Origin of the sequence: Bradyrhizobium sp. 187 (assembly GCF_023101005.1) — a bacterium.
GTDB lineage: Bacteria > Pseudomonadota > Alphaproteobacteria > Rhizobiales > Xanthobacteraceae > Bradyrhizobium > Bradyrhizobium canariense_D.
Window position 1 is genome coordinate 2,104,537 of record NZ_CP064693.1, and the last position, 26,095, is coordinate 2,130,631.

A 26,095-nucleotide genomic window follows, 5' to 3' on the forward strand; every position below is an offset into this window, starting at 1 on the left:
TCCCCGCGCCATTGTGCAATTTGTGCCGGTCCGTGAATGCGGACGGCGCATCACCCAGAGGATTTAAGCTATGGCGACGCAGGCAACGGGCGGCGGCAGCACGGTTTCGTTCGGCAATACTCCGCAAGCCAACACGGACATTTTCTCGTTTACGGAAGACGCCAGCAACATTCTCATCTTGAACGTGCTGGCAAATGATCTTGGGGGCGCGGCCAAGACGCTATTCTCTCTCGACGATGGGACGAGCGCCTCCGCGTCCACCAAGAACTACGCACCGGCCGATTTGCTGGTCAAAGATGTGGCCTATAGCAGTGATGCCGCCGGAATGGCCGGAACCGGTGACCGCAGCGCGCTCGGTGCGCGTATCTGGATCGAATCGGACGGCACGGTTCATTACGACAAGGGAGACATCAACGTTCAGCTTCAGGCGCTGGCGACCGGGCAAACTCTCACTGATACATTCACCTACGCCATCCAGCTGGGCAATGGCACGCTCAGTTGGGCGACCGTGACACTGCAGTTCAATGGCGCAAACGACTCGGTTGTCGTCACATCGGCTCCGCAGAGCGGCTCGGTGGTAGAAGACGCAAATGCCACGCCGGATCTCTCGGATTCCCAGAGCGCGGCCGGCATCATCAGCTTCAGCGACGCCGATCTCAGCGACACCCATTCGGCCACGTTCGCGGCGGTCGCTTCCAACACCACTGCGCTCGGCACTTTCTCGCTCGACCCGGTCAGCGAGGCGCCCAATGCCGCCAACGGCTCGGTGCAGTGGCACTATGCGCTTAACAATTCGGCCGCCCAGTATCTAGCCGCAGGTCAGAGCGTCACCGAGAGCTTCGTGGTGACCGTCAACGACGGCCACGGCTCGACGGCTACCGAGACGGTGACGGTGACCATCACCGGCACCAACGACAATGCGGTGATCACGGTTGGCGCCGGCAATAGCGCCAGCGGCGTGGTGACTGAGGACGCCCACCCGACCAGCGAGACCGCGAGCGGTATGCTGTCGTTCAGCGACGTCGACCTTTCCGACACCCACAGCGTCACCAGTGTGACTCCGTCGGCCGGGGCGCTCGGGATGCTGACGGCGTCGGTCACCACCGACGACTCGCACACCACCGGCACCGGCGGGGTGATCACCTGGAACTACTCGGTTGCCGACAGCGCGATCCAATATCTGGCGCAGGGCCAGACCAAGACCGAGACCTTCACGGTCCATCTGTTTGACGGCACCTCGACGGTCGACAAGATCGTCACCATCACCATCACCGGCACCAACGACAATGCGGTGATCACGGTTGGCGCCGGCAATAGCGCCAGCGGCGCGGTGACTGAGGACGCCCATCCGACCAGCGAGACGGCGAGCGGCACGCTGTCGTTCAGCGACGTCGACCTTTCCGACACCCACAGCGTCACCAGTGTGACTCCGTCGGCCGGGGCGCTCGGGACGCTGATCGCGTCGGTCACCACCGACGACTCGCACACCACCGGCACCGGCGGGGTGATCACCTGGACCTACACCGTGGCGGATTCCGCCGTCGAGTATCTGGCCAAGGACCAGACCAAGGTCGAGACCTTCACGGTCCATCTGTTTGACGGCACCTCGACGGTCGACAAGATCGTCACGGTCACCATCACCGGCACCAATGATGCGCCCGTGATCACCGCCCAGGATCTGACCGGCGCGGTCACCGAGCAGGTCACGCCAGCCGGCAACCTGTCCGACAGCGGCACCATCTCCTTCAGCGACGTCGACCTCACCGACGTGCATCTGGTTTCGGCCACCGGCACCCCGATCGGCTCCGTGCTCGGCTCGCTCACCGCGGTCAAGGACAGCGACACCACCGGCACAGGCACCGGCGGCCAGCTCACCTGGACCTACACCGTGGCGGATTCCGCCGTCGAGTATCTGGCCAAGGACCAGACCAAGGTCGAGAGCTTCACCATCACCCTCGACGACGGCAATGGCGGCCTGATCACCAAGCAGATCGACGTCACCATCACCGGCACCAATGATGCGCCCGTGATCACCGCCCAGGATCTGACCGGCGCGGTCACCGAGCAGGTCACGCCAGCCGGCAACCTGTCCGACAGCGGCACCATCTCCTTCAGCGACGTCGACCTCACCGACGTGCATCTGGTTTCGGCCACCGGCACCCCGATCGGCTCCGTGCTCGGCTCGCTCACCGCGGTCAAGGACAGCGACACCACCGGCACAGGCACCGGCGGCCAGCTCACCTGGACCTACACCGTGGCGGATTCCGCCGTCGAGTATCTGGCCAAGGACCAGACCAAGGTCGAGAGCTTCACCATCACCCTCGACGACGGCAATGGCGGCCTGATCACCAAGCAGATCGACGTCACCATCACCGGCACCAATGATGCGCCCGTGATCACCGCCCAGGATCTGACCGGCGCGGTCACCGAGCAGGTCACGCCAGCCGGCAACCTGTCCGACAGCGGCACCATCTCCTTCAGCGACGTCGACCTCACCGACGTGCATCTGGTTTCGGCCACCGGCACCCCGATCGGCTCCGTGCTCGGCTCGCTCACCGCGGTCAAGGACAGCGACACCACCGGCACAGGCACCGGCGGCCAGCTCACCTGGACCTACACCGTGGCGGATTCCGCCGTCGAGTATCTGGCCAAGGACCAGACCAAGGTCGAGAGCTTCACCATCACCCTCGACGACGGCAATGGCGGCCTGATCACCAAGCAGATCGACGTCACCATCACCGGCACCAATGATGCGCCCGTGATCACCGCCCAGGATCTGACCGGCGCGGTCACCGAGCAGGTCACGCCAGCCGGCAACCTGTCCGACAGCGGCACCATCTCCTTCAGCGACGTCGACCTCACCGACGTGCATCTGGTTTCGGCCACCGGCACCCCGATCGGCTCCGTGCTCGGCTCGCTCACCGCGGTCAAGGACAGCGACACCACCGGCACAGGCACCGGCGGCCAGCTCACCTGGACCTACACCGTGGCGGATTCCGCCGTCGAGTATCTGGCCAAGGACCAGACCAAGGTCGAGAGCTTCACCATCACCCTCGACGACGGCAATGGCGGCCTGATCACCAAGCAGATCGACGTCACCATCACCGGCACCAATGATGCGCCCGTGATCACCGCCCAGGATCTGACCGGCGCGGTCACCGAGCAGGTCACGCCAGCCGGCAACCTGTCCGACAGCGGCACCATCTCCTTCAGCGACGTCGACCTCACCGACGTGCATCTGGTTTCGGCCACCGGCACCCCGATCGGCTCCGTGCTCGGCTCGCTCACCGCGGTCAAGGACAGCGACACCACCGGCACAGGCACCGGCGGCCAGCTCACCTGGACCTACACCGTGGCGGATTCCGCCGTCGAGTATCTGGCCAAGGACCAGACCAAGGTCGAGAGCTTCACCATCACCCTCGACGACGGCAATGGCGGCCTGATCACCAAGCAGATCGACGTCACCATCACCGGCACCAATGATGCGCCCGTGATCACCGCCCAGGATCTGACCGGCGCGGTCACCGAGCAGGTCACGCCAGCCGGCAACCTGTCCGACAGCGGCACCATCTCCTTCAGCGACGTCGACCTCACCGACGTGCATCTGGTTTCGGCCACCGGCACCCCGATCGGCTCCGTGCTCGGCTCGCTCACCGCGGTCAAGGACAGCGACACCACCGGCACAGGCACCGGCGGCCAGCTCACCTGGACCTACACCGTGGCGGATTCCGCCGTCGAGTATCTGGCCAAGGACCAGACCAAGGTCGAGAGCTTCACCATCACCCTCGACGACGGCAATGGCGGCCTGATCACCAAGCAGATCGACGTCACCATCACCGGCACCAATGATGCGCCCGTGATCACCGCCCAGGATCTGACCGGCGCGGTCACCGAGCAGGTCACGCCAGCCGGCAACCTGTCCGACAGCGGCACCATCTCCTTCAGCGACGTCGACCTCACCGACGTGCATCTGGTTTCGGCCACCGGCACCCCGATCGGCTCCGTGCTCGGCTCGCTCACCGCGGTCAAGGACAGCGACACCACCGGCACAGGCACCGGCGGCCAGCTCACCTGGACCTACACCGTGGCGGATTCCGCCGTCGAGTATCTGGCCAAGGACCAGACCAAGGTCGAGAGCTTCACCATCACCCTCGACGACGGCAATGGCGGCCTGATCACCAAGCAGATCGACGTCACCATCACCGGCACCAATGATGCGCCCGTGATCACCGCCCAGGATCTGACCGGCGCGGTCACCGAGCAGGTCACGCCAGCCGGCAACCTGTCCGACAGCGGCACCATCTCCTTCAGCGACGTCGACCTCACCGACGTGCATCTGGTTTCGGCCACCGGCACCCCGATCGGCTCCGTGCTCGGCTCGCTCACCGCGGTCAAGGACAGCGACACCACCGGCACAGGCACCGGCGGCCAGCTCACCTGGACCTACACCGTGGCGGATTCCGCCGTCGAGTATCTGGCCAAGGACCAGACCAAGGTCGAGAGCTTCACCATCACCCTCGACGACGGCAATGGCGGCCTGATCACCAAGCAGATCGACGTCACCATCACCGGCACCAATGATGCGCCCGTGATCACCGCCCAGGATCTGACCGGCGCGGTCACCGAGCAGGTCACGCCAGCCGGCAACCTGTCCGACAGCGGCACCATCTCCTTCAGCGACGTCGACCTCACCGACGTGCATCTGGTTTCGGCCACCGGCACCCCGATCGGCTCCGTGCTCGGCTCGCTCACCGCGGTCAAGGACAGCGACACCACCGGCACAGGCACCGGCGGCCAGCTCACCTGGACCTACACCGTGGCGGATTCCGCCGTCGAGTATCTGGCCAAGGACCAGACCAAGGTCGAGAGCTTCACCATCACCCTCGACGACGGCAATGGCGGCCTGATCACCAAGCAGATCGACGTCACCATCACCGGCACCAATGATGCGCCCGTGATCACCGCCCAGGATCTGACCGGCGCGGTCACCGAGCAGGTCACGCCAGCCGGCAACCTGTCCGACAGCGGCACCATCTCCTTCAGCGACGTCGACCTCACCGACGTGCATCTGGTTTCGGCCACCGGCACCCCGATCGGCTCCGTGCTCGGCTCGCTCACCGCGGTCAAGGACAGCGACACCACCGGCACAGGCACCGGCGGCCAGCTCACCTGGACCTACACCGTGGCGGATTCCGCCGTCGAGTATCTGGCCAAGGACCAGACCAAGGTCGAGAGCTTCACCATCACCCTCGACGACGGCAATGGCGGCCTGATCACCAAGCAGATCGACGTCACCATCACCGGCACCAATGATGCGCCCGTGATCACCGCCCAGGATCTGACCGGCGCGGTCACCGAGCAGGTCACGCCAGCCGGCAACCTGTCCGACAGCGGCACCATCTCCTTCAGCGACGTCGACCTCACCGACGTGCATCTGGTTTCGGCCACCGGCACCCCGATCGGCTCCGTGCTCGGCTCGCTCACCGCGGTCAAGGACAGCGACACCACCGGCACAGGCACCGGCGGCCAGCTCACCTGGACCTACACCGTGGCGGATTCCGCCGTCGAGTATCTGGCCAAGGACCAGACCAAGGTCGAGAGCTTCACCATCACCCTCGACGACGGCAATGGCGGCCTGATCACCAAGCAGATCGACGTCACCATCACCGGCACCAATGATGCGCCCGTGATCACCGCCCAGGATCTGACCGGCGCGGTCACCGAGCAGGTCACGCCAGCCGGCAACCTGTCCGACAGCGGCACCATCTCCTTCAGCGACGTCGACCTCACCGACGTGCATCTGGTTTCGGCCACCGGCACCCCGATCGGCTCCGTGCTCGGCTCGCTCACCGCGGTCAAGGACAGCGACACCACCGGCACAGGCACCGGCGGCCAGCTCACCTGGACCTACACCGTGGCGGATTCCGCCGTCGAGTATCTGGCCAAGGACCAGACCAAGGTCGAGAGCTTCACCATCACCCTCGACGACGGCAATGGCGGCCTGATCACCAAGCAGATCGACGTCACCATCACCGGCACCAATGATGCGCCCGTGATCACCGCCCAGGATCTGACCGGCGCGGTCACCGAGCAGGTCACGCCAGCCGGCAACCTGTCCGACAGCGGCACCATCTCCTTCAGCGACGTCGACCTCACCGACGTGCATCTGGTTTCGGCCACCGGCACCCCGATCGGCTCCGTGCTCGGCTCGCTCACCGCGGTCAAGGACAGCGACACCACCGGCACAGGCACCGGCGGCCAGCTCACCTGGACCTACACCGTGGCGGATTCCGCCGTCGAGTATCTGGCCAAGGACCAGACCAAGGTCGAGAGCTTCACCATCACCCTCGACGACGGCAATGGCGGCCTGATCACCAAGCAGATCGACGTCACCATCACCGGCACCAATGATGCGCCCGTGATCACCGCCCAGGATCTGACCGGCGCGGTCACCGAGCAGGTCACGCCAGCCGGCAACCTGTCCGACAGCGGCACCATCTCCTTCAGCGACGTCGACCTCACCGACGTGCATCTGGTTTCGGCCACCGGCACCCCGATCGGCTCCGTGCTCGGCTCGCTCACCGCGGTCAAGGACAGCGACACCACCGGCACAGGCACCGGCGGCCAGCTCACCTGGACCTACACCGTGGCGGATTCCGCCGTCGAGTATCTGGCCAAGGACCAGACCAAGGTCGAGAGCTTCACCATCACCCTCGACGACGGCAATGGCGGCCTGATCACCAAGCAGATCGACGTCACCATCACCGGCACCAATGATGCGCCCGTGATCACCGCCCAGGATCTGACCGGCGCGGTCACCGAGCAGGTCACGCCAGCCGGCAACCTGTCCGACAGCGGCACCATCTCCTTCAGCGACGTCGACCTCACCGACGTGCATCTGGTTTCGGCCACCGGCACCCCGATCGGCTCCGTGCTCGGCTCGCTCACCGCGGTCAAGGACAGCGACACCACCGGCACAGGCACCGGCGGCCAGCTCACCTGGACCTACACCGTGGCGGATTCCGCCGTCGAGTATCTGGCCAAGGACCAGACCAAGGTCGAGAGCTTCACCATCACCCTCGACGACGGCAATGGCGGCCTGATCACCAAGCAGATCGACGTCACCATCACCGGCACCAATGATGCGCCCGTGATCACCGCCCAGGATCTGACCGGCGCGGTCACCGAGCAGGTCACGCCAGCCGGCAACCTGTCCGACAGCGGCACCATCTCCTTCAGCGACGTCGACCTCACCGACGTGCATCTGGTTTCGGCCACCGGCACCCCGATCGGCTCCGTGCTCGGCTCGCTCACCGCGGTCAAGGACAGCGACACCACCGGCACAGGCACCGGCGGCCAGCTCACCTGGACCTACACCGTGGCGGATTCCGCCGTCGAGTATCTGGCCAAGGACCAGACCAAGGTCGAGAGCTTCACCATCACCCTCGACGACGGCAATGGCGGCCTGATCACCAAGCAGATCGACGTCACCATCACCGGCACCAATGATGCGCCCGTGATCACCGCCCAGGATCTGACCGGCGCGGTCACCGAGCAGGTCACGCCAGCCGGCAACCTGTCCGACAGCGGCACCATCTCCTTCAGCGACGTCGACCTCACCGACGTGCATCTGGTTTCGGCCACCGGCACCCCGATCGGCTCCGTGCTCGGCTCGCTCACCGCGGTCAAGGACAGCGACACCACCGGCACAGGCACCGGCGGCCAGCTCACCTGGACCTACACCGTGGCGGATTCCGCCGTCGAGTATCTGGCCAAGGACCAGACCAAGGTCGAGAGCTTCACCATCACCCTCGACGACGGCAATGGCGGCCTGATCACCAAGCAGATCGACGTCACCATCACCGGCACCAATGATGCGCCCGTGATCACCGCCCAGGATCTGACCGGCGCGGTCACCGAGCAGGTCACGCCAGCCGGCAACCTGTCCGACAGCGGCACCATCTCCTTCAGCGACGTCGACCTCACCGACGTGCATCTGGTTTCGGCCACCGGCACCCCGATCGGCTCCGTGCTCGGCTCGCTCACCGCGGTCAAGGACAGCGACACCACCGGCACAGGCACCGGCGGCCAGCTCACCTGGACCTACACCGTGGCGGATTCCGCCGTCGAGTATCTGGCCAAGGACCAGACCAAGGTCGAGAGCTTCACCATCACCCTCGACGACGGCAATGGCGGCCTGATCACCAAGCAGATCGACGTCACCATCACCGGCACCAATGATGCGCCCGTGATCACCGCCCAGGATCTGACCGGCGCGGTCACCGAGCAGGTCACGCCAGCCGGCAACCTGTCCGACAGCGGCACCATCTCCTTCAGCGACGTCGACCTCACCGACGTGCATCTGGTTTCGGCCACCGGCACCCCGATCGGCTCCGTGCTCGGCTCGCTCACCGCGGTCAAGGACAGCGACACCACCGGCACAGGCACCGGCGGCCAGCTCACCTGGACCTACACCGTGGCGGATTCCGCCGTCGAGTATCTGGCCAAGGACCAGACCAAGGTCGAGAGCTTCACCATCACCCTCGACGACGGCAATGGCGGCCTGATCACCAAGCAGATCGACGTCACCATCACCGGCACCAATGATGCGCCCGTGATCACCGCCCAGGATCTGACCGGCGCGGTCACCGAGCAGGTCACGCCAGCCGGCAACCTGTCCGACAGCGGCACCATCTCCTTCAGCGACGTCGACCTCACCGACGTGCATCTGGTTTCGGCCACCGGCACCCCGATCGGCTCCGTGCTCGGCTCGCTCACCGCGGTCAAGGACAGCGACACCACCGGCACAGGCACCGGCGGCCAGCTCACCTGGACCTACACCGTGGCGGATTCCGCCGTCGAGTATCTGGCCAAGGACCAGACCAAGGTCGAGAGCTTCACCATCACCCTCGACGACGGCAATGGCGGCCTGATCACCAAGCAGATCGACGTCACCATCACCGGCACCAATGATGCGCCCGTGATCACCGCCCAGGATCTGACCGGCGCGGTCACCGAGCAGGTCACGCCAGCCGGCAACCTGTCCGACAGCGGCACCATCTCCTTCAGCGACGTCGACCTCACCGACGTGCATCTGGTTTCGGCCACCGGCACCCCGATCGGCTCCGTGCTCGGCTCGCTCACCGCGGTCAAGGACAGCGACACCACCGGCACAGGCACCGGCGGCCAGCTCACCTGGACCTACACCGTGGCGGATTCCGCCGTCGAGTATCTGGCCAAGGACCAGACCAAGGTCGAGAGCTTCACCATCACCCTCGACGACGGCAATGGCGGCCTGATCACCAAGCAGATCGACGTCACCATCACCGGCACCAATGATGCGCCCGTGATCACCGCCCAGGATCTGACCGGCGCGGTCACCGAGCAGGTCACGCCAGCCGGCAACCTGTCCGACAGCGGCACCATCTCCTTCAGCGACGTCGACCTCACCGACGTGCATCTGGTTTCGGCCACCGGCACCCCGATCGGCTCCGTGCTCGGCTCGCTCACCGCGGTCAAGGACAGCGACACCACCGGCACAGGCACCGGCGGCCAGCTCACCTGGACCTACACCGTGGCGGATTCCGCCGTCGAGTATCTGGCCAAGGACCAGACCAAGGTCGAGAGCTTCACCATCACCCTCGACGACGGCAATGGCGGCCTGATCACCAAGCAGATCGACGTCACCATCACCGGCACCAATGATGCGCCCGTGATCACCGCCCAGGATCTGACCGGCGCGGTCACCGAGCAGGTCACGCCAGCCGGCAACCTGTCCGACAGCGGCACCATCTCCTTCAGCGACGTCGACCTCACCGACGTGCATCTGGTTTCGGCCACCGGCACCCCGATCGGCTCCGTGCTCGGCTCGCTCACCGCGGTCAAGGACAGCGACACCACCGGCACAGGCACCGGCGGCCAGCTCACCTGGACCTACACCGTGGCGGATTCCGCCGTCGAGTATCTGGCCAAGGACCAGACCAAGGTCGAGAGCTTCACCATCACCCTCGACGACGGCAATGGCGGCCTGATCACCAAGCAGATCGACGTCACCATCACCGGCACCAATGATGCGCCCGTGATCACCGCCCAGGATCTGACCGGCGCGGTCACCGAGCAGGTCACGCCAGCCGGCAACCTGTCCGACAGCGGCACCATCTCCTTCAGCGACGTCGACCTCACCGACGTGCATCTGGTTTCGGCCACCGGCACCCCGATCGGCTCCGTGCTCGGCTCGCTCACCGCGGTCAAGGACAGCGACACCACCGGCACAGGCACCGGCGGCCAGCTCACCTGGACCTACACCGTGGCGGATTCCGCCGTCGAGTATCTGGCCAAGGACCAGACCAAGGTCGAGAGCTTCACCATCACCCTCGACGACGGCAATGGCGGCCTGATCACCAAGCAGATCGACGTCACCATCACCGGCACCAATGATGCGCCCGTGATCACCGCCCAGGATCTGACCGGCGCGGTCACCGAGCAGGTCACGCCAGCCGGCAACCTGTCCGACAGCGGCACCATCTCCTTCAGCGACGTCGACCTCACCGACGTGCATCTGGTTTCGGCCACCGGCACCCCGATCGGCTCCGTGCTCGGCTCGCTCACCGCGGTCAAGGACAGCGACACCACCGGCACAGGCACCGGCGGCCAGCTCACCTGGACCTACACCGTGGCGGATTCCGCCGTCGAGTATCTGGCCAAGGACCAGACCAAGGTCGAGAGCTTCACCATCACCCTCGACGACGGCAATGGCGGCCTGATCACCAAGCAGATCGACGTCACCATCACCGGCACCAATGATGCGCCCGTGATCACCGCCCAGGATCTGACCGGCGCGGTCACCGAGCAGGTCACGCCAGCCGGCAACCTGTCCGACAGCGGCACCATCTCCTTCAGCGACGTCGACCTCACCGACGTGCATCTGGTTTCGGCCACCGGCACCCCGATCGGCTCCGTGCTCGGCTCGCTCACCGCGGTCAAGGACAGCGACACCACCGGCACAGGCACCGGCGGCCAGCTCACCTGGACCTACACCGTGGCGGATTCCGCCGTCGAGTATCTGGCCAAGGACCAGACCAAGGTCGAGAGCTTCACCATCACCCTCGACGACGGCAATGGCGGCCTGATCACCAAGCAGATCGACGTCACCATCACCGGCACCAATGATGCGCCCGTGATCACCGCCCAGGATCTGACCGGCGCGGTCACCGAGCAGGTCACGCCAGCCGGCAACCTGTCCGACAGCGGCACCATCTCCTTCAGCGACGTCGACCTCACCGACGTGCATCTGGTTTCGGCCACCGGCACCCCGATCGGCTCCGTGCTCGGCTCGCTCACCGCGGTCAAGGACAGCGACACCACCGGCACAGGCACCGGCGGCCAGCTCACCTGGACCTACACCGTGGCGGATTCCGCCGTCGAGTATCTGGCCAAGGACCAGACCAAGGTCGAGAGCTTCACCATCACCCTCGACGACGGCAATGGCGGCCTGATCACCAAGCAGATCGACGTCACCATCACCGGCACCAATGATGCGCCCGTGATCACCGCCCAGGATCTGACCGGCGCGGTCACCGAGCAGGTCACGCCAGCCGGCAACCTGTCCGACAGCGGCACCATCTCCTTCAGCGACGTCGACCTCACCGACGTGCATCTGGTTTCGGCCACCGGCACCCCGATCGGCTCCGTGCTCGGCTCGCTCACCGCGGTCAAGGACAGCGACACCACCGGCACAGGCACCGGCGGCCAGCTCACCTGGACCTACACCGTGGCGGATTCCGCCGTCGAGTATCTGGCCAAGGACCAGACCAAGGTCGAGAGCTTCACCATCACCCTCGACGACGGCAATGGCGGCCTGATCACCAAGCAGATCGACGTCACCATCACCGGCACCAATGATGCGCCCGTGATCACCGCCCAGGATCTGACCGGCGCGGTCACCGAGCAGGTCACGCCAGCCGGCAACCTGTCCGACAGCGGCACCATCTCCTTCAGCGACGTCGACCTCACCGACGTGCATCTGGTTTCGGCCACCGGCACCCCGATCGGCTCCGTGCTCGGCTCGCTCACCGCGGTCAAGGACAGCGACACCACCGGCACAGGCACCGGCGGCCAGCTCACCTGGACCTACACCGTGGCGGATTCCGCCGTCGAGTATCTGGCCAAGGACCAGACCAAGGTCGAGAGCTTCACCATCACCCTCGACGACGGCAATGGCGGCCTGATCACCAAGCAGATCGACGTCACCATCACCGGCACCAATGATGCGCCCGTGATCACCGCCCAGGATCTGACCGGCGCGGTCACCGAGCAGGTCACGCCAGCCGGCAACCTGTCCGACAGCGGCACCATCTCCTTCAGCGACGTCGACCTCACCGACGTGCATCTGGTTTCGGCCACCGGCACCCCGATCGGCTCCGTGCTCGGCTCGCTCACCGCGGTCAAGGACAGCGACACCACCGGCACAGGCACCGGCGGCCAGCTCACCTGGACCTACACCGTGGCGGATTCCGCCGTCGAGTATCTGGCCAAGGACCAGACCAAGGTCGAGAGCTTCACCATCACCCTCGACGACGGCAATGGCGGCCTGATCACCAAGCAGATCGACGTCACCATCACCGGCACCAATGATGCGCCCGTGATCACCGCCCAGGATCTGACCGGCGCGGTCACCGAGCAGGTCACGCCAGCCGGCAACCTGTCCGACAGCGGCACCATCTCCTTCAGCGACGTCGACCTCACCGACGTGCATCTGGTTTCGGCCACCGGCACCCCGATCGGCTCCGTGCTCGGCTCGCTCACCGCGGTCAAGGACAGCGACACCACCGGCACAGGCACCGGCGGCCAGCTCACCTGGACCTACACCGTGGCGGATTCCGCCGTCGAGTATCTGGCCAAGGACCAGACCAAGGTCGAGAGCTTCACCATCACCCTCGACGACGGCAATGGCGGCCTGATCACCAAGCAGATCGACGTCACCATCACCGGCACCAATGATGCGCCCGTGATCACCGCCCAGGATCTGACCGGCGCGGTCACCGAGCAGGTCACGCCAGCCGGCAACCTGTCCGACAGCGGCACCATCTCCTTCAGCGACGTCGACCTCACCGACGTGCATCTGGTTTCGGCCACCGGCACCCCGATCGGCTCCGTGCTCGGCTCGCTCACCGCGGTCAAGGACAGCGACACCACCGGCACAGGCACCGGCGGCCAGCTCACCTGGACCTACACCGTGGCGGATTCCGCCGTCGAGTATCTGGCCAAGGACCAGACCAAGGTCGAGAGCTTCACCATCACCCTCGACGACGGCAATGGCGGCCTGATCACCAAGCAGATCGACGTCACCATCACCGGCACCAATGATGCGCCCGTGATCACCGCCCAGGATCTGACCGGCGCGGTCACCGAGCAGGTCACGCCAGCCGGCAACCTGTCCGACAGCGGCACCATCTCCTTCAGCGACGTCGACCTCACCGACGTGCATCTGGTTTCGGCCACCGGCACCCCGATCGGCTCCGTGCTCGGCTCGCTCACCGCGGTCAAGGACAGCGACACCACCGGCACAGGCACCGGCGGCCAGCTCACCTGGACCTACACCGTGGCGGATTCCGCCGTCGAGTATCTGGCCAAGGACCAGACCAAGGTCGAGAGCTTCACCATCACCCTCGACGACGGCAATGGCGGCCTGATCACCAAGCAGATCGACGTCACCATCACCGGCACCAATGATGCGCCCGTGATCACCGCCCAGGATCTGACCGGCGCGGTCACCGAGCAGGTCACGCCAGCCGGCAACCTGTCCGACAGCGGCACCATCTCCTTCAGCGACGTCGACCTCACCGACGTGCATCTGGTTTCGGCCACCGGCACCCCGATCGGCTCCGTGCTCGGCTCGCTCACCGCGGTCAAGGACAGCGACACCACCGGCACAGGCACCGGCGGCCAGCTCACCTGGACCTACACCGTGGCGGATTCCGCCGTCGAGTATCTGGCCAAGGACCAGACCAAGGTCGAGAGCTTCACCATCACCCTCGACGACGGCAATGGCGGCCTGATCACCAAGCAGATCGACGTCACCATCACCGGCACCAATGATGCGCCCGTGATCACCGCCCAGGATCTGACCGGCGCGGTCACCGAGCAGGTCACGCCAGCCGGCAACCTGTCCGACAGCGGCACCATCTCCTTCAGCGACGTCGACCTCACCGACGTGCATCTGGTTTCGGCCACCGGCACCCCGATCGGCTCCGTGCTCGGCTCGCTCACCGCGGTCAAGGACAGCGACACCACCGGCACAGGCACCGGCGGCCAGCTCACCTGGACCTACACCGTGGCGGATTCCGCCGTCGAGTATCTGGCCAAGGACCAGACCAAGGTCGAGAGCTTCACCATCACCCTCGACGACGGCAATGGCGGCCTGATCACCAAGCAGATCGACGTCACCATCACCGGCACCAATGATGCGCCCGTGATCACCGCCCAGGATCTGACCGGCGCGGTCACCGAGCAGGTCACGCCAGCCGGCAACCTGTCCGACAGCGGCACCATCTCCTTCAGCGACGTCGACCTCACCGACGTGCATCTGGTTTCGGCCACCGGCACCCCGATCGGCTCCGTGCTCGGCTCGCTCACCGCGGTCAAGGACAGCGACACCACCGGCACAGGCACCGGCGGCCAGCTCACCTGGACCTACACCGTGGCGGATTCCGCCGTCGAGTATCTGGCCAAGGACCAGACCAAGGTCGAGAGCTTCACCATCACCCTCGACGACGGCAATGGCGGCCTGATCACCAAGCAGATCGACGTCACCATCACCGGCACCAATGATGCGCCCGTGATCACCGCCCAGGATCTGACCGGCGCGGTCACCGAGCAGGTCACGCCAGCCGGCAACCTGTCCGACAGCGGCACCATCTCCTTCAGCGACGTCGACCTCACCGACGTGCATCTGGTTTCGGCCACCGGCACCCCGATCGGCTCCGTGCTCGGCTCGCTCACCGCGGTCAAGGACAGCGACACCACCGGCACAGGCACCGGCGGCCAGCTCACCTGGACCTACACCGTGGCGGATTCCGCCGTCGAGTATCTGGCCAAGGACCAGACCAAGGTCGAGAGCTTCACCATCACCCTCGACGACGGCAATGGCGGCCTGATCACCAAGCAGATCGACGTCACCATCACCGGCACCAATGATGCGCCCGTGATCACCGCCCAGGATCTGACCGGCGCGGTCACCGAGCAGGTCACGCCAGCCGGCAACCTGTCCGACAGCGGCACCATCTCCTTCAGCGACGTCGACCTCACCGACGTGCATCTGGTTTCGGCCACCGGCACCCCGATCGGCTCCGTGCTCGGCTCGCTCACCGCGGTCAAGGACAGCGACACCACCGGCACAGGCACCGGCGGCCAGCTCACCTGGACCTACACCGTGGCGGATTCCGCCGTCGAGTATCTGGCCAAGGACCAGACCAAGGTCGAGAGCTTCACCATCACCCTCGACGACGGCAATGGCGGCCTGATCACCAAGCAGATCGACGTCACCATCACCGGCACCAATGATGCGCCCGTGATCACCGCCCAGGATCTGACCGGCGCGGTCACCGAGCAGGTCACGCCAGCCGGCAACCTGTCCGACAGCGGCACCATCTCCTTCAGCGACGTCGACCTCACCGACGTGCATCTGGTTTCGGCCACCGGCACCCCGATCGGCTCCGTGCTCGGCTCGCTCACCGCGGTCAAGGACAGCGACACCACCGGCACAGGCACCGGCGGCCAGCTCACCTGGACCTACACCGTGGCGGATTCCGCCGTCGAGTATCTGGCCAAGGACCAGACCAAGGTCGAGAGCTTCACCATCACCCTCGACGACGGCAATGGCGGCCTGATCACCAAGCAGATCGACGTCACCATCACCGGCACCAATGATGCGCCCGTGATCACCGCCCAGGATCTGACCGGCGCGGTCACCGAGCAGGTCACGCCAGCCGGCAACCTGTCCGACAGCGGCACCATCTCCTTCAGCGACGTCGACCTCACCGACGTGCATCTGGTTTCGGCCACCGGCACCCCGATCGGCTCCGTGCTCGGCTCGCTCACCGCGGTCAAGGACAGCGACACCACCGGCACAGGCACCGGCGGCCAGCTCACCTGGACCTACACCGTGGCGGATTCCGCCGTCGAGTATCTGGCCAAGGACCAGACCAAGGTCGAGAGCTTCACCATCACCCTCGACGACGGCAATGGCGGCCTGATCACCAAGCAGATCGACGTCACCATCACCGGCACCAATGATGCGCCCGTGATCACCGCCCAGGATCTGACCGGCGCGGTCACCGAGCAGGTCACGCCAGCCGGCAACCTGTCCGACAGCGGCACCATCTCCTTCAGCGACGTCGACCTCACCGACGTGCATCTGGTTTCGGCCACCGGCACCCCGATCGGCTCCGTGCTCGGCTCGCTCACCGCGGTCAAGGACAGCGACACCACCGGCACAGGCACCGGCGGCCAGCTCACCTGGACCTACACCGTGGCGGATTCCGCCGTCGAGTATCTGGCCAAGGACCAGACCAAGGTCGAGAGCTTCACCATCACCCTCGACGACGGCAATGGCGGCCTGATCACCAAGCAGATCGACGTCACCATCACCGGCACCAATGATGCGCCCGTGATCACCGCCCAGGATCTGACCGGCGCGGTCACCGAGCAGGTCACGCCAGCCGGCAACCTGTCCGACAGCGGCACCATCTCCTTCAGCGACGTCGACCTCACCGACGTGCATCTGGTTTCGGCCACCGGCACCCCGATCGGCTCCGTGCTCGGCTCGCTCACCGCGGTCAAGGACAGCGACACCACCGGCACAGGCACCGGCGGCCAGCTCACCTGGACCTACACCGTGGCGGATTCCGCCGTCGAGTATCTGGCCAAGGACCAGACCAAGGTCGAGAGCTTCACCATCACCCTCGACGACGGCAATGGCGGCCTGATCACCAAGCAGATCGACGTCACCATCACCGGCACCAATGATGCGCCCGTGATCACCGCCCAGGATCTGACCGGCGCGGTCACCGAGCAGGTCACGCCAGCCGGCAACCTGTCCGACAGCGGCACCATCTCCTTCAGCGACGTCGACCTCACCGACGTGCATCTGGTTTCGGCCACCGGCACCCCGATCGGCTCCGTGCTCGGCTCGCTCACCGCGGTCAAGGACAGCGACACCACCGGCACAGGCACCGGCGGCCAGCTCACCTGGACCTACACCGTGGCGGATTCCGCCGTCGAGTATCTGGCCAAGGACCAGACCAAGGTCGAGAGCTTCACCATCACCCTCGACGACGGCAATGGCGGCCTGATCACCAAGCAGATCGACGTCACCATCACCGGCACCAATGATGCGCCCGTGATCACCGCCCAGGATCTGACCGGCGCGGTCACCGAGCAGGTCACGCCAGCCGGCAACCTGTCCGACAGCGGCACCATCTCCTTCAGCGACGTCGACCTCACCGACGTGCATCTGGTTTCGGCCACCGGCACCCCGATCGGCTCCGTGCTCGGCTCGCTCACCGCGGTCAAGGACAGCGACACCACCGGCACAGGCACCGGCGGCCAGCTCACCTGGACCTACACCGTGGCGGATTCCGCCGTCGAGTATCTGGCCAAGGACCAGACCAAGGTCGAGAGCTTCACCATCACCCTCGACGACGGCAATGGCGGCCTGATCACCAAGCAGATCGACGTCACCATCACCGGCACCAATGATGCGCCCGTGATCACCGCCCAGGATCTGACCGGCGCGGTCACCGAGCAGGTCACGCCAGCCGGCAACCTGTCCGACAGCGGCACCATCTCCTTCAGCGACGTCGACCTCACCGACGTGCATCTGGTTTCGGCCACCGGCACCCCGATCGGCTCCGTGCTCGGCTCGCTCACCGCGGTCAAGGACAGCGACACCACCGGCACAGGCACCGGCGGCCAGCTCACCTGGACCTACACCGTGGCGGATTCCGCCGTCGAGTATCTGGCCAAGGACCAGACCAAGGTCGAGAGCTTCACCATCACCCTCGACGACGGCAATGGCGGCCTGATCACCAAGCAGATCGACGTCACCATCACCGGCACCAATGATGCGCCCGTGATCACCGCCCAGGATCTGACCGGCGCGGTCACCGAGCAGGTCACGCCAGCCGGCAACCTGTCCGACAGCGGCACCATCTCCTTCAGCGACGTCGACCTCACCGACGTGCATCTGGTTTCGGCCACCGGCACCCCGATCGGCTCCGTGCTCGGCTCGCTCACCGCGGTCAAGGACAGCGACACCACCGGCACAGGCACCGGCGGCCAGCTCACCTGGACCTACACCGTGGCGGATTCCGCCGTCGAGTATCTGGCCAAGGACCAGACCAAGGTCGAGAGCTTCACCATCACCCTCGACGACGGCAATGGCGGCCTGATCACCAAGCAGATCGACGTCACCATCACCGGCACCAATGATGCGCCCGTGATCACCGCCCAGGATCTGACCGGCGCGGTCACCGAGCAGGTCACGCCAGCCGGCAACCTGTCCGACAGCGGCACCATCTCCTTCAGCGACGTCGACCTCACCGACGTGCATCTGGTTTCGGCCACCGGCACCCCGATCGGCTCCGTGCTCGGCTCGCTCACCGCGGTCAAGGACAGCGACACCACCGGCACAGGCACCGGCGGCCAGCTCACCTGGACCTACACCGTGGCGGATTCCGCCGTCGAGTATCTGGCCAAGGACCAGACCAAGGTCGAGAGCTTCACCATCACCCTCGACGACGGCAATGGCGGCCTGATCACCAAGCAGATCGACGTCACCATCACCGGCACCAATGATGCGCCCGTGATCACCGCCCAGGATCTGACCGGCGCGGTCACCGAGCAGGTCACGCCAGCCGGCAACCTGTCCGACAGCGGCACCATCTCCTTCAGCGACGTCGACCTCACCGACGTGCATCTGGTTTCGGCCACCGGCACCCCGATCGGCTCCGTGCTCGGCTCGCTCACCGCGGTCAAGGACAGCGACACCACCGGCACAGGCACCGGCGGCCAGCTCACCTGGACCTACACCGTGGCGGATTCCGCCGTCGAGTATCTGGCCAAGGACCAGACCAAGGTCGAGAGCTTCACCATCACCCTCGACGACGGCAATGGCGGCCTGATCACCAAGCAGATCGACGTCACCATCACCGGCACCAATGATGCGCCCGTGATCACCGCCCAGGATCTGACCGGCGCGGTCACCGAGCAGGTCACGCCAGCCGGCAACCTGTCCGACAGCGGCACCATCTCCTTCAGCGACGTCGACCTCACCGACGTGCATCTGGTTTCGGCCACCGGCACCCCGATCGGCTCCGTGCTCGGCTCGCTCACCGCGGTCAAGGACAGCGACACCACCGGCACAGGCACCGGCGGCCAGCTCACCTGGACCTACACCGTGGCGGATTCCGCCGTCGAGTATCTGGCCAAGGACCAGACCAAGGTCGAGAGCTTCACCATCACCCTCGACGACGGCAATGGCGGCCTGATCACCAAGCAGATCGACGTCACCATCACCGGCACCAATGATGCGCCCGTGATCACCGCCCAGGATCTGACCGGCGCGGTCACCGAGCAGGTCACGCCAGCCGGCAACCTGTCCGACAGCGGCACCATCTCCTTCAGCGACGTCGACCTCACCGACGTGCATCTGGTTTCGGCCACCGGCACCCCGATCGGCTCCGTGCTCGGCTCGCTCACCGCGGTCAAGGACAGCGACACCACCGGCACAGGCACCGGCGGCCAGCTCACCTGGACCTACACCGTGGCGGATTCCGCCGTCGAGTATCTGGCCAAGGACCAGACCAAGGTCGAGAGCTTCACCATCACCCTCGACGACGGCAATGGCGGCCTGATCACCAAGCAGATCGACGTCACCATCACCGGCACCAATGATGCGCCCGTGATCACCGCCCAGGATCTGACCGGCGCGGTCACCGAGCAGGTCACGCCAGCCGGCAACCTGTCCGACAGCGGCACCATCTCCTTCAGCGACGTCGACCTCACCGACGTGCATCTGGTTTCGGCCACCGGCACCCCGATCGGCTCCGTGCTCGGCTCGCTCACCGCGGTCAAGGACAGCGACACCACCGGCACAGGCACCGGCGGCCAGCTCACCTGGACCTACACCGTGGCGGATTCCGCCGTCGAGTATCTGGCCAAGGACCAGACCAAGGTCGAGAGCTTCACCATCACCCTCGACGACGGCAATGGCGGCCTGATCACCAAGCAGATCGACGTCACCATCACCGGCACCAATGATGCGCCCGTGATCACCGCCCAGGATCTGACCGGCGCGGTCACCGAGCAGGTCACGCCAGCCGGCAACCTGTCCGACAGCGGCACCATCTCCTTCAGCGACGTCGACCTCACCGACGTGCATCTGGTTTCGGCCACCGGCACCCCGATCGGCTCCGTGCTCGGCTCGCTCACCGCGGTCAAGGACAGCGACACCACCGGCACAGGCACCGGCGGCCAGCTCACCTGGACCTACACCGTGGCGGATTCCGCCGTCGAGTATCTGGCCAAGGACCAGACCAAGGTCGAGAGCTTCACCATCACCCTCGACGACGGCAATGGCGGCCTGATCACCAAGCAGATCGACGTCACCATCACCGGCACCAATGATGCGCCCGTGATCACCGCCCAGGATCTGACCGGCGCGGTCACCGAGCAGGTCACGCCAGCCGGCAACCTGTCCGACAGCGGCACCATCTCCTTCAGCGACGTCGACCTCACCGACGTGCATCTGGTTTCGGCCACCGGCACCCCGATCGGCTCCGTGCTCGGCTCGCTCACCGCGGTCAAGGACAGCGACACCACCGGCACAGGCACCGGCGGCCAGCTCACCTGGACCTACACCGTGGCGGATTCCGCCGTCGAGTATCTGGCCAAGGACCAGACCAAGGTCGAGAGCTTCACCATCACCCTCGACGACGGCAATGGCGGCCTGATCACCAAGCAGATCGACGTCACCATCACCGGCACCAATGATGCGCCCGTGATCACCGCCCAGGATCTGACCGGCGCGGTCACCGAGCAGGTCACGCCAGCCGGCAACCTGTCCGACAGCGGCACCATCTCCTTCAGCGACGTCGACCTCACCGACGTGCATCTGGTTTCGGCCACCGGCACCCCGATCGGCTCCGTGCTCGGCTCGCTCACCGCGGTCAAGGACAGCGACACCACCGGCACAGGCACCGGCGGCCAGCTCACCTGGACCTACACCGTGGCGGATTCCGCCGTCGAGTATCTGGCCAAGGACCAGACCAAGGTCGAGAGCTTCACCATCACCCTCGACGACGGCAATGGCGGCCTGATCACCAAGCAGATCGACGTCACCATCACCGGCACCAATGATGCGCCCGTGATCACCGCCCAGGATCTGACCGGCGCGGTCACCGAGCAGGTCACGCCAGCCGGCAACCTGTCCGACAGCGGCACCATCTCCTTCAGCGACGTCGACCTCACCGACGTGCATCTGGTTTCGGCCACCGGCACCCCGATCGGCTCCGTGCTCGGCTCGCTCACCGCGGTCAAGGACAGCGACACCACCGGCACAGGCACCGGCGGCCAGCTCACCTGGACCTACACCGTGGCGGATTCCGCCGTCGAGTATCTGGCCAAGGACCAGACCAAGGTCGAGAGCTTCACCATCACCCTCGACGACGGCAATGGCGGCCTGATCACCAAGCAGATCGACGTCACCATCACCGGCACCAATGATGCGCCCGTGATCACCGCCCAGGATCTGACCGGCGCGGTCACCGAGCAGGTCACGCCAGCCGGCAACCTGTCCGACAGCGGCACCATCTCCTTCAGCGACGTCGACCTCACCGACGTGCATCTGGTTTCGGCCACCGGCACCCCGATCGGCTCCGTGCTCGGCTCGCTCACCGCGGTCAAGGACAGCGACACCACCGGCACAGGCACCGGCGGCCAGCTCACCTGGACCTACACCGTGGCGGATTCCGCCGTCGAGTATCTGGCCAAGGACCAGACCAAGGTCGAGAGCTTCACCATCACCCTCGACGACGGCAATGGCGGCCTGATCACCAAGCAGATCGACGTCACCATCACCGGCACCAATGATGCGCCCGTGTTAAGCGACACGACGGACCCGGTGGCTGTGCTGGAACTCTCCAACGCCTCGGCACAAAATCTCGCTCCGATCGCGAGCAGCTTCACCGTCTCTGACGCCGATGTGGGCGACACGCTAACGCCGTCCGTTGTTGGCAGCCCGACGGTCCTGCTCAATGGCAGCGCGTTCACGCTGCCGGCGGGTGCTGCGGCATTGACAGCGGGTGGGGCCTTCACGCTCACGGGGACAATATCCAATGGAGTGTCGGCCAACATCGGTTACACTTACGATCCAACGGCGGCCAATCTCGACTTCCTGCGTGCCGGCCAGAGCCTGACCATCACCTATGTGGTGAAGGTCAACGACGGCACTGTGGATTCGGGCATGCAACACGTGACCTTCACCATCACCGGGACCAACGATGCGGTGACGCTGTCGGCGATCACCCAGCCGTCGTCGGTTGCCGAACTGGCGAGCGCCTCGGCGCAGGATCTAGCGCCCATCAGCGGCACGCTGCCGGTGAGCGACTTCGATGTCGGCGACACGTTTACGGCTTCGATCAACGGCACGCCGACCCTGGTGTGGAGCGGCGGATCATTGTCGGCGGGACAGATCAGTTCGCTGACGGCAGCCTTGGTGACTGGGAAGCTGGCCTTCACCTCCGGCGTTCAGTCCAACGGCGGGGCGCAGACCATCGGCTACACCTATGACGCTGCGGCAGCGAATCTCGACTTCCTGCGGTCTGGACAGACTCTGACCGTCGGTTATTCGGTCCAAGTTTCGGACGGAACGGTCACGAGCGCGACCCAGCCGCTGAGCTTCGTCGTCACCGGGACCAACGATGCGGTGACGCTGTCGGCGATCACCCAGCCGTCGTCGGTTGCCGAACTGGCGAGCGCCTCGGCGCAGGATCTAGCGCCCATCAGCGGCACGCTGCCGGTGAGCGACCTCGATGTCGGCGACACGTTTACGGCTTCGATCAACGGCACGCCGACCCTGGTGTGGAGCGGCGGATCATTGTCGGCGGGACAGATCAGTTCGCTGACGGCAGCCTTGGTGACTGGGAAGCTGGCCTTCACCTCCGGCGTTCAGTCCAACGGCGGGGCGCAGACCATCGGCTACACCTATGACGCTGCGGCAGCGAATCTCGACTTCCTGCGGTCTGGACAGACTCTGACCGTCGGTTATTCGGTCCAAGTTTCGGACGGAACGGTCACGAGCGCGACCCAGCCGCTGAGCTTCGTCGTCACCGGGACCAACGATGCGGTGACGCTGTCGGCGATCACCCAGCCGTCGTCGGTTGCCGAACTGGCGAGCGCCTCGGCGCAGGATCTAGCGCCCATCAGCGGCACGCTGCCGGTGAGCGACCTCGATGTCGGCGACACGTTTACGGCTTCGATCAACGGCACGCCGACCCTGGTGTGGAGCGGCGGATCATTGTCGGCGGGACAGATCAGTTCGCTGACGGCAGCCTTGGTGACTGGGAAGCTGGCCTTCACCTCCGGCGTTCAGTCCAACGGCGGGGCGCAGACCATCGGCTACACCTATGACGCTGCGGCAGCGAATCTCGACTTCCTAGCCACCGGTCAGACTCTGACGGTGAATTACGCAGTCCAGGTCTCGGATGGGACCGTCACGAGTGCGACGCAGCCGCTGAATTTCGTTATCACCGGGACCAACGACGCGCCGGTGATCACCAGCGCTGCTCAAGCCGGCGCAATCACCGAAATCGCGAACACTCACGGCTCAACGACCGCGGATACCGCAACCGGTGCGGTAACGTTTACCGACGCGGATCTCAGCGATACCCATACCATGACGGTAACCGGTGTGACCACGTCGGGCACAACAACCAATGCCTCCGGCAGCCTGACAAGCAACAACGCGACCCTTCTCAGCTGGCTCTCGCTCGGAGCATTGACCGATTCCACGAACGGCGCCACCGGTTCCGATACATGGACCTTCTCTGCCCAGGATCAAAGTTTCGACTACCTCTTCGCGGGTCAGACCGTGACCCTGACTTACACGGTGCAGGTCGCCGACACTCATGGCGGCACGACCACGCAGAACGTGGCCGTGACTATCACAGGTGCTGACGAGCCCAACAACACGCTATTGGCCACGGTAGTCCAGGGCCATCAAGGAAGCAGCGCCGATCCAAGTACTGTTACCATTACGTTTAGTACGGGAGTTCATACAAATTTTGTCAATCTTTCCAACGTAATGCATGTGAGTGGGCTGCCAAACGTAACCGTAATAAATGGCTCCGGCAGTTTCACTGACTCAACTCACTATCAGTTTAGCGTTGATAAAGGCGCTGGGAGCAACAATGGGTCGCAATACACTCTCACTATCGATGCCGGCGCATTTTCTGATAACGCCGGAAATACCACCATTGCGAAAACGCAATCGGGTCTCAAGCCAGCCGGCATTTCCGGAGAGCCGATCAACCTGGGTCTGACAGATCTGACGGGACACCACGGAGAGGTGACGTCGACCATCACCGGGACACCATCAGATTGGACCCTGAATGGCGCAACACATAACTCGGACGGTTCGTGGACAGTGGTAATGAACGACGTTGGTTCGTTGACCGTCACGACGGCCGCTAACTATACGGGCGCACTGGTGCTCAATGTCGTGGAAACCTGGGTCAATGCGGACGGCAGCGCGGGGAATGCAACCGTCGTCGACAACGTCGAAGCTTATGCGCAGGGCTCCCCAATCTTCGCGCTGTCAGGCGAGGACAACCTGACTGGCTCCAGTGGCCACGATATGTTCGTGTTGTCGCAGCCGATCGGTAATGACGTCGTGCACAGCTTTCAAGTTTCCTCCGACGTCATCGACCTGATCAGCTACGGCTGGCACACCTTCAGCGATGTCCAGGCCCACACCGCCGATGATGCGGGCGGCAATGCCGTGATCACGCTGGCCGACGGACAGACTGTCACACTCGACGGCGTGCATGCGGCAGATCTCATCGCGGCTAACTTCGAGTTCGACGTCACGCCGACCGTCGAAAATGCGGGCCCGATGACCATTGGTGATGGGGCGATGCTGCCGCTGTCCGGCAACATTCACAACGCCGGCACGATCGAGCTGCAGGCCGCGGGCGACGATACGCTGCTGCAGCTGATCCAGACCGGCATCACGCTGAGCGGTGGTGGCCACGTGACCATGTCTGACGATGATCACAACATCATCGCCGGCACCGCTGCCAACGTCACGTTCGACAACGTCGATAACATGATCTCCGGCGCGGGTCAGATCGGTCAGGGCGGCCTAATGCTCAGCAACGAGGGCACCATCCATGCCACAGGCGCCCATGCCCTCGTGATCGACACCGGCACCAACGTGATCACGAACCCAGGTACGCTCGAGTCGACCGGCAGCGGAGGCCTGGTAATCGAAAGCGCGGTCGCCAATTCCGGCCTGCTGTGGGCCAACGGCGGCACTGTGACGGCGCAGGCTGAGGTCACCGGATCGGGTACCGCCGAGATCAGCGGGGCCGGAGCAATGGAGTTCGGAGCGGCTTCGAGCGCCAACGTCGTCTTTGACGCGAACGCTACTGGCCACCTGATCCTGGATGATGCGTTCCATTTTACCGGAACGGTCAGCGGGTTGGCGGCCAGCAACGACATCGATCTCAAGGGGATCGCTTTCGGGGCAGACACCACGCTGAGTTTCATCGAAAATCAGGCGGGGACGGGAGGCACTTTGACCGTGTCGGATGGCGCTCACACCGCAAACGTCGTCCTGCTCGGGCAGTACGATCCGACGGGCTTCAACGACAAGGCGGACTCAACGAACGGCACGGCTATCAGCTATGATCCGCACCACATGGCTTGAGCGAGATTGGCACCGGCTCCGGCAAAGGGGGTGTCATGAATTGACTCGAAATGGATGGAGCCTGCGCGAGCCGATCCGATGCTTGGCGAGGCTGGTATCGCTGTCGTC

Annotated in this window: 1 protein-coding gene; it reads left to right on the top strand. The window is 65.2% G+C overall.

The features are described 5' to 3' along the window. Positions 1 to 70: 70 nt before the first annotated feature. Positions 71 to 25,987, top strand: a complete 25,917-nt coding sequence (locus IVB19_RS10130) for a VCBS domain-containing protein (protein WP_247821361.1) — start codon at positions 71 to 73, stop codon at positions 25,985 to 25,987. Positions 25,988 to 26,095: the final 108 nt, after the last annotated feature.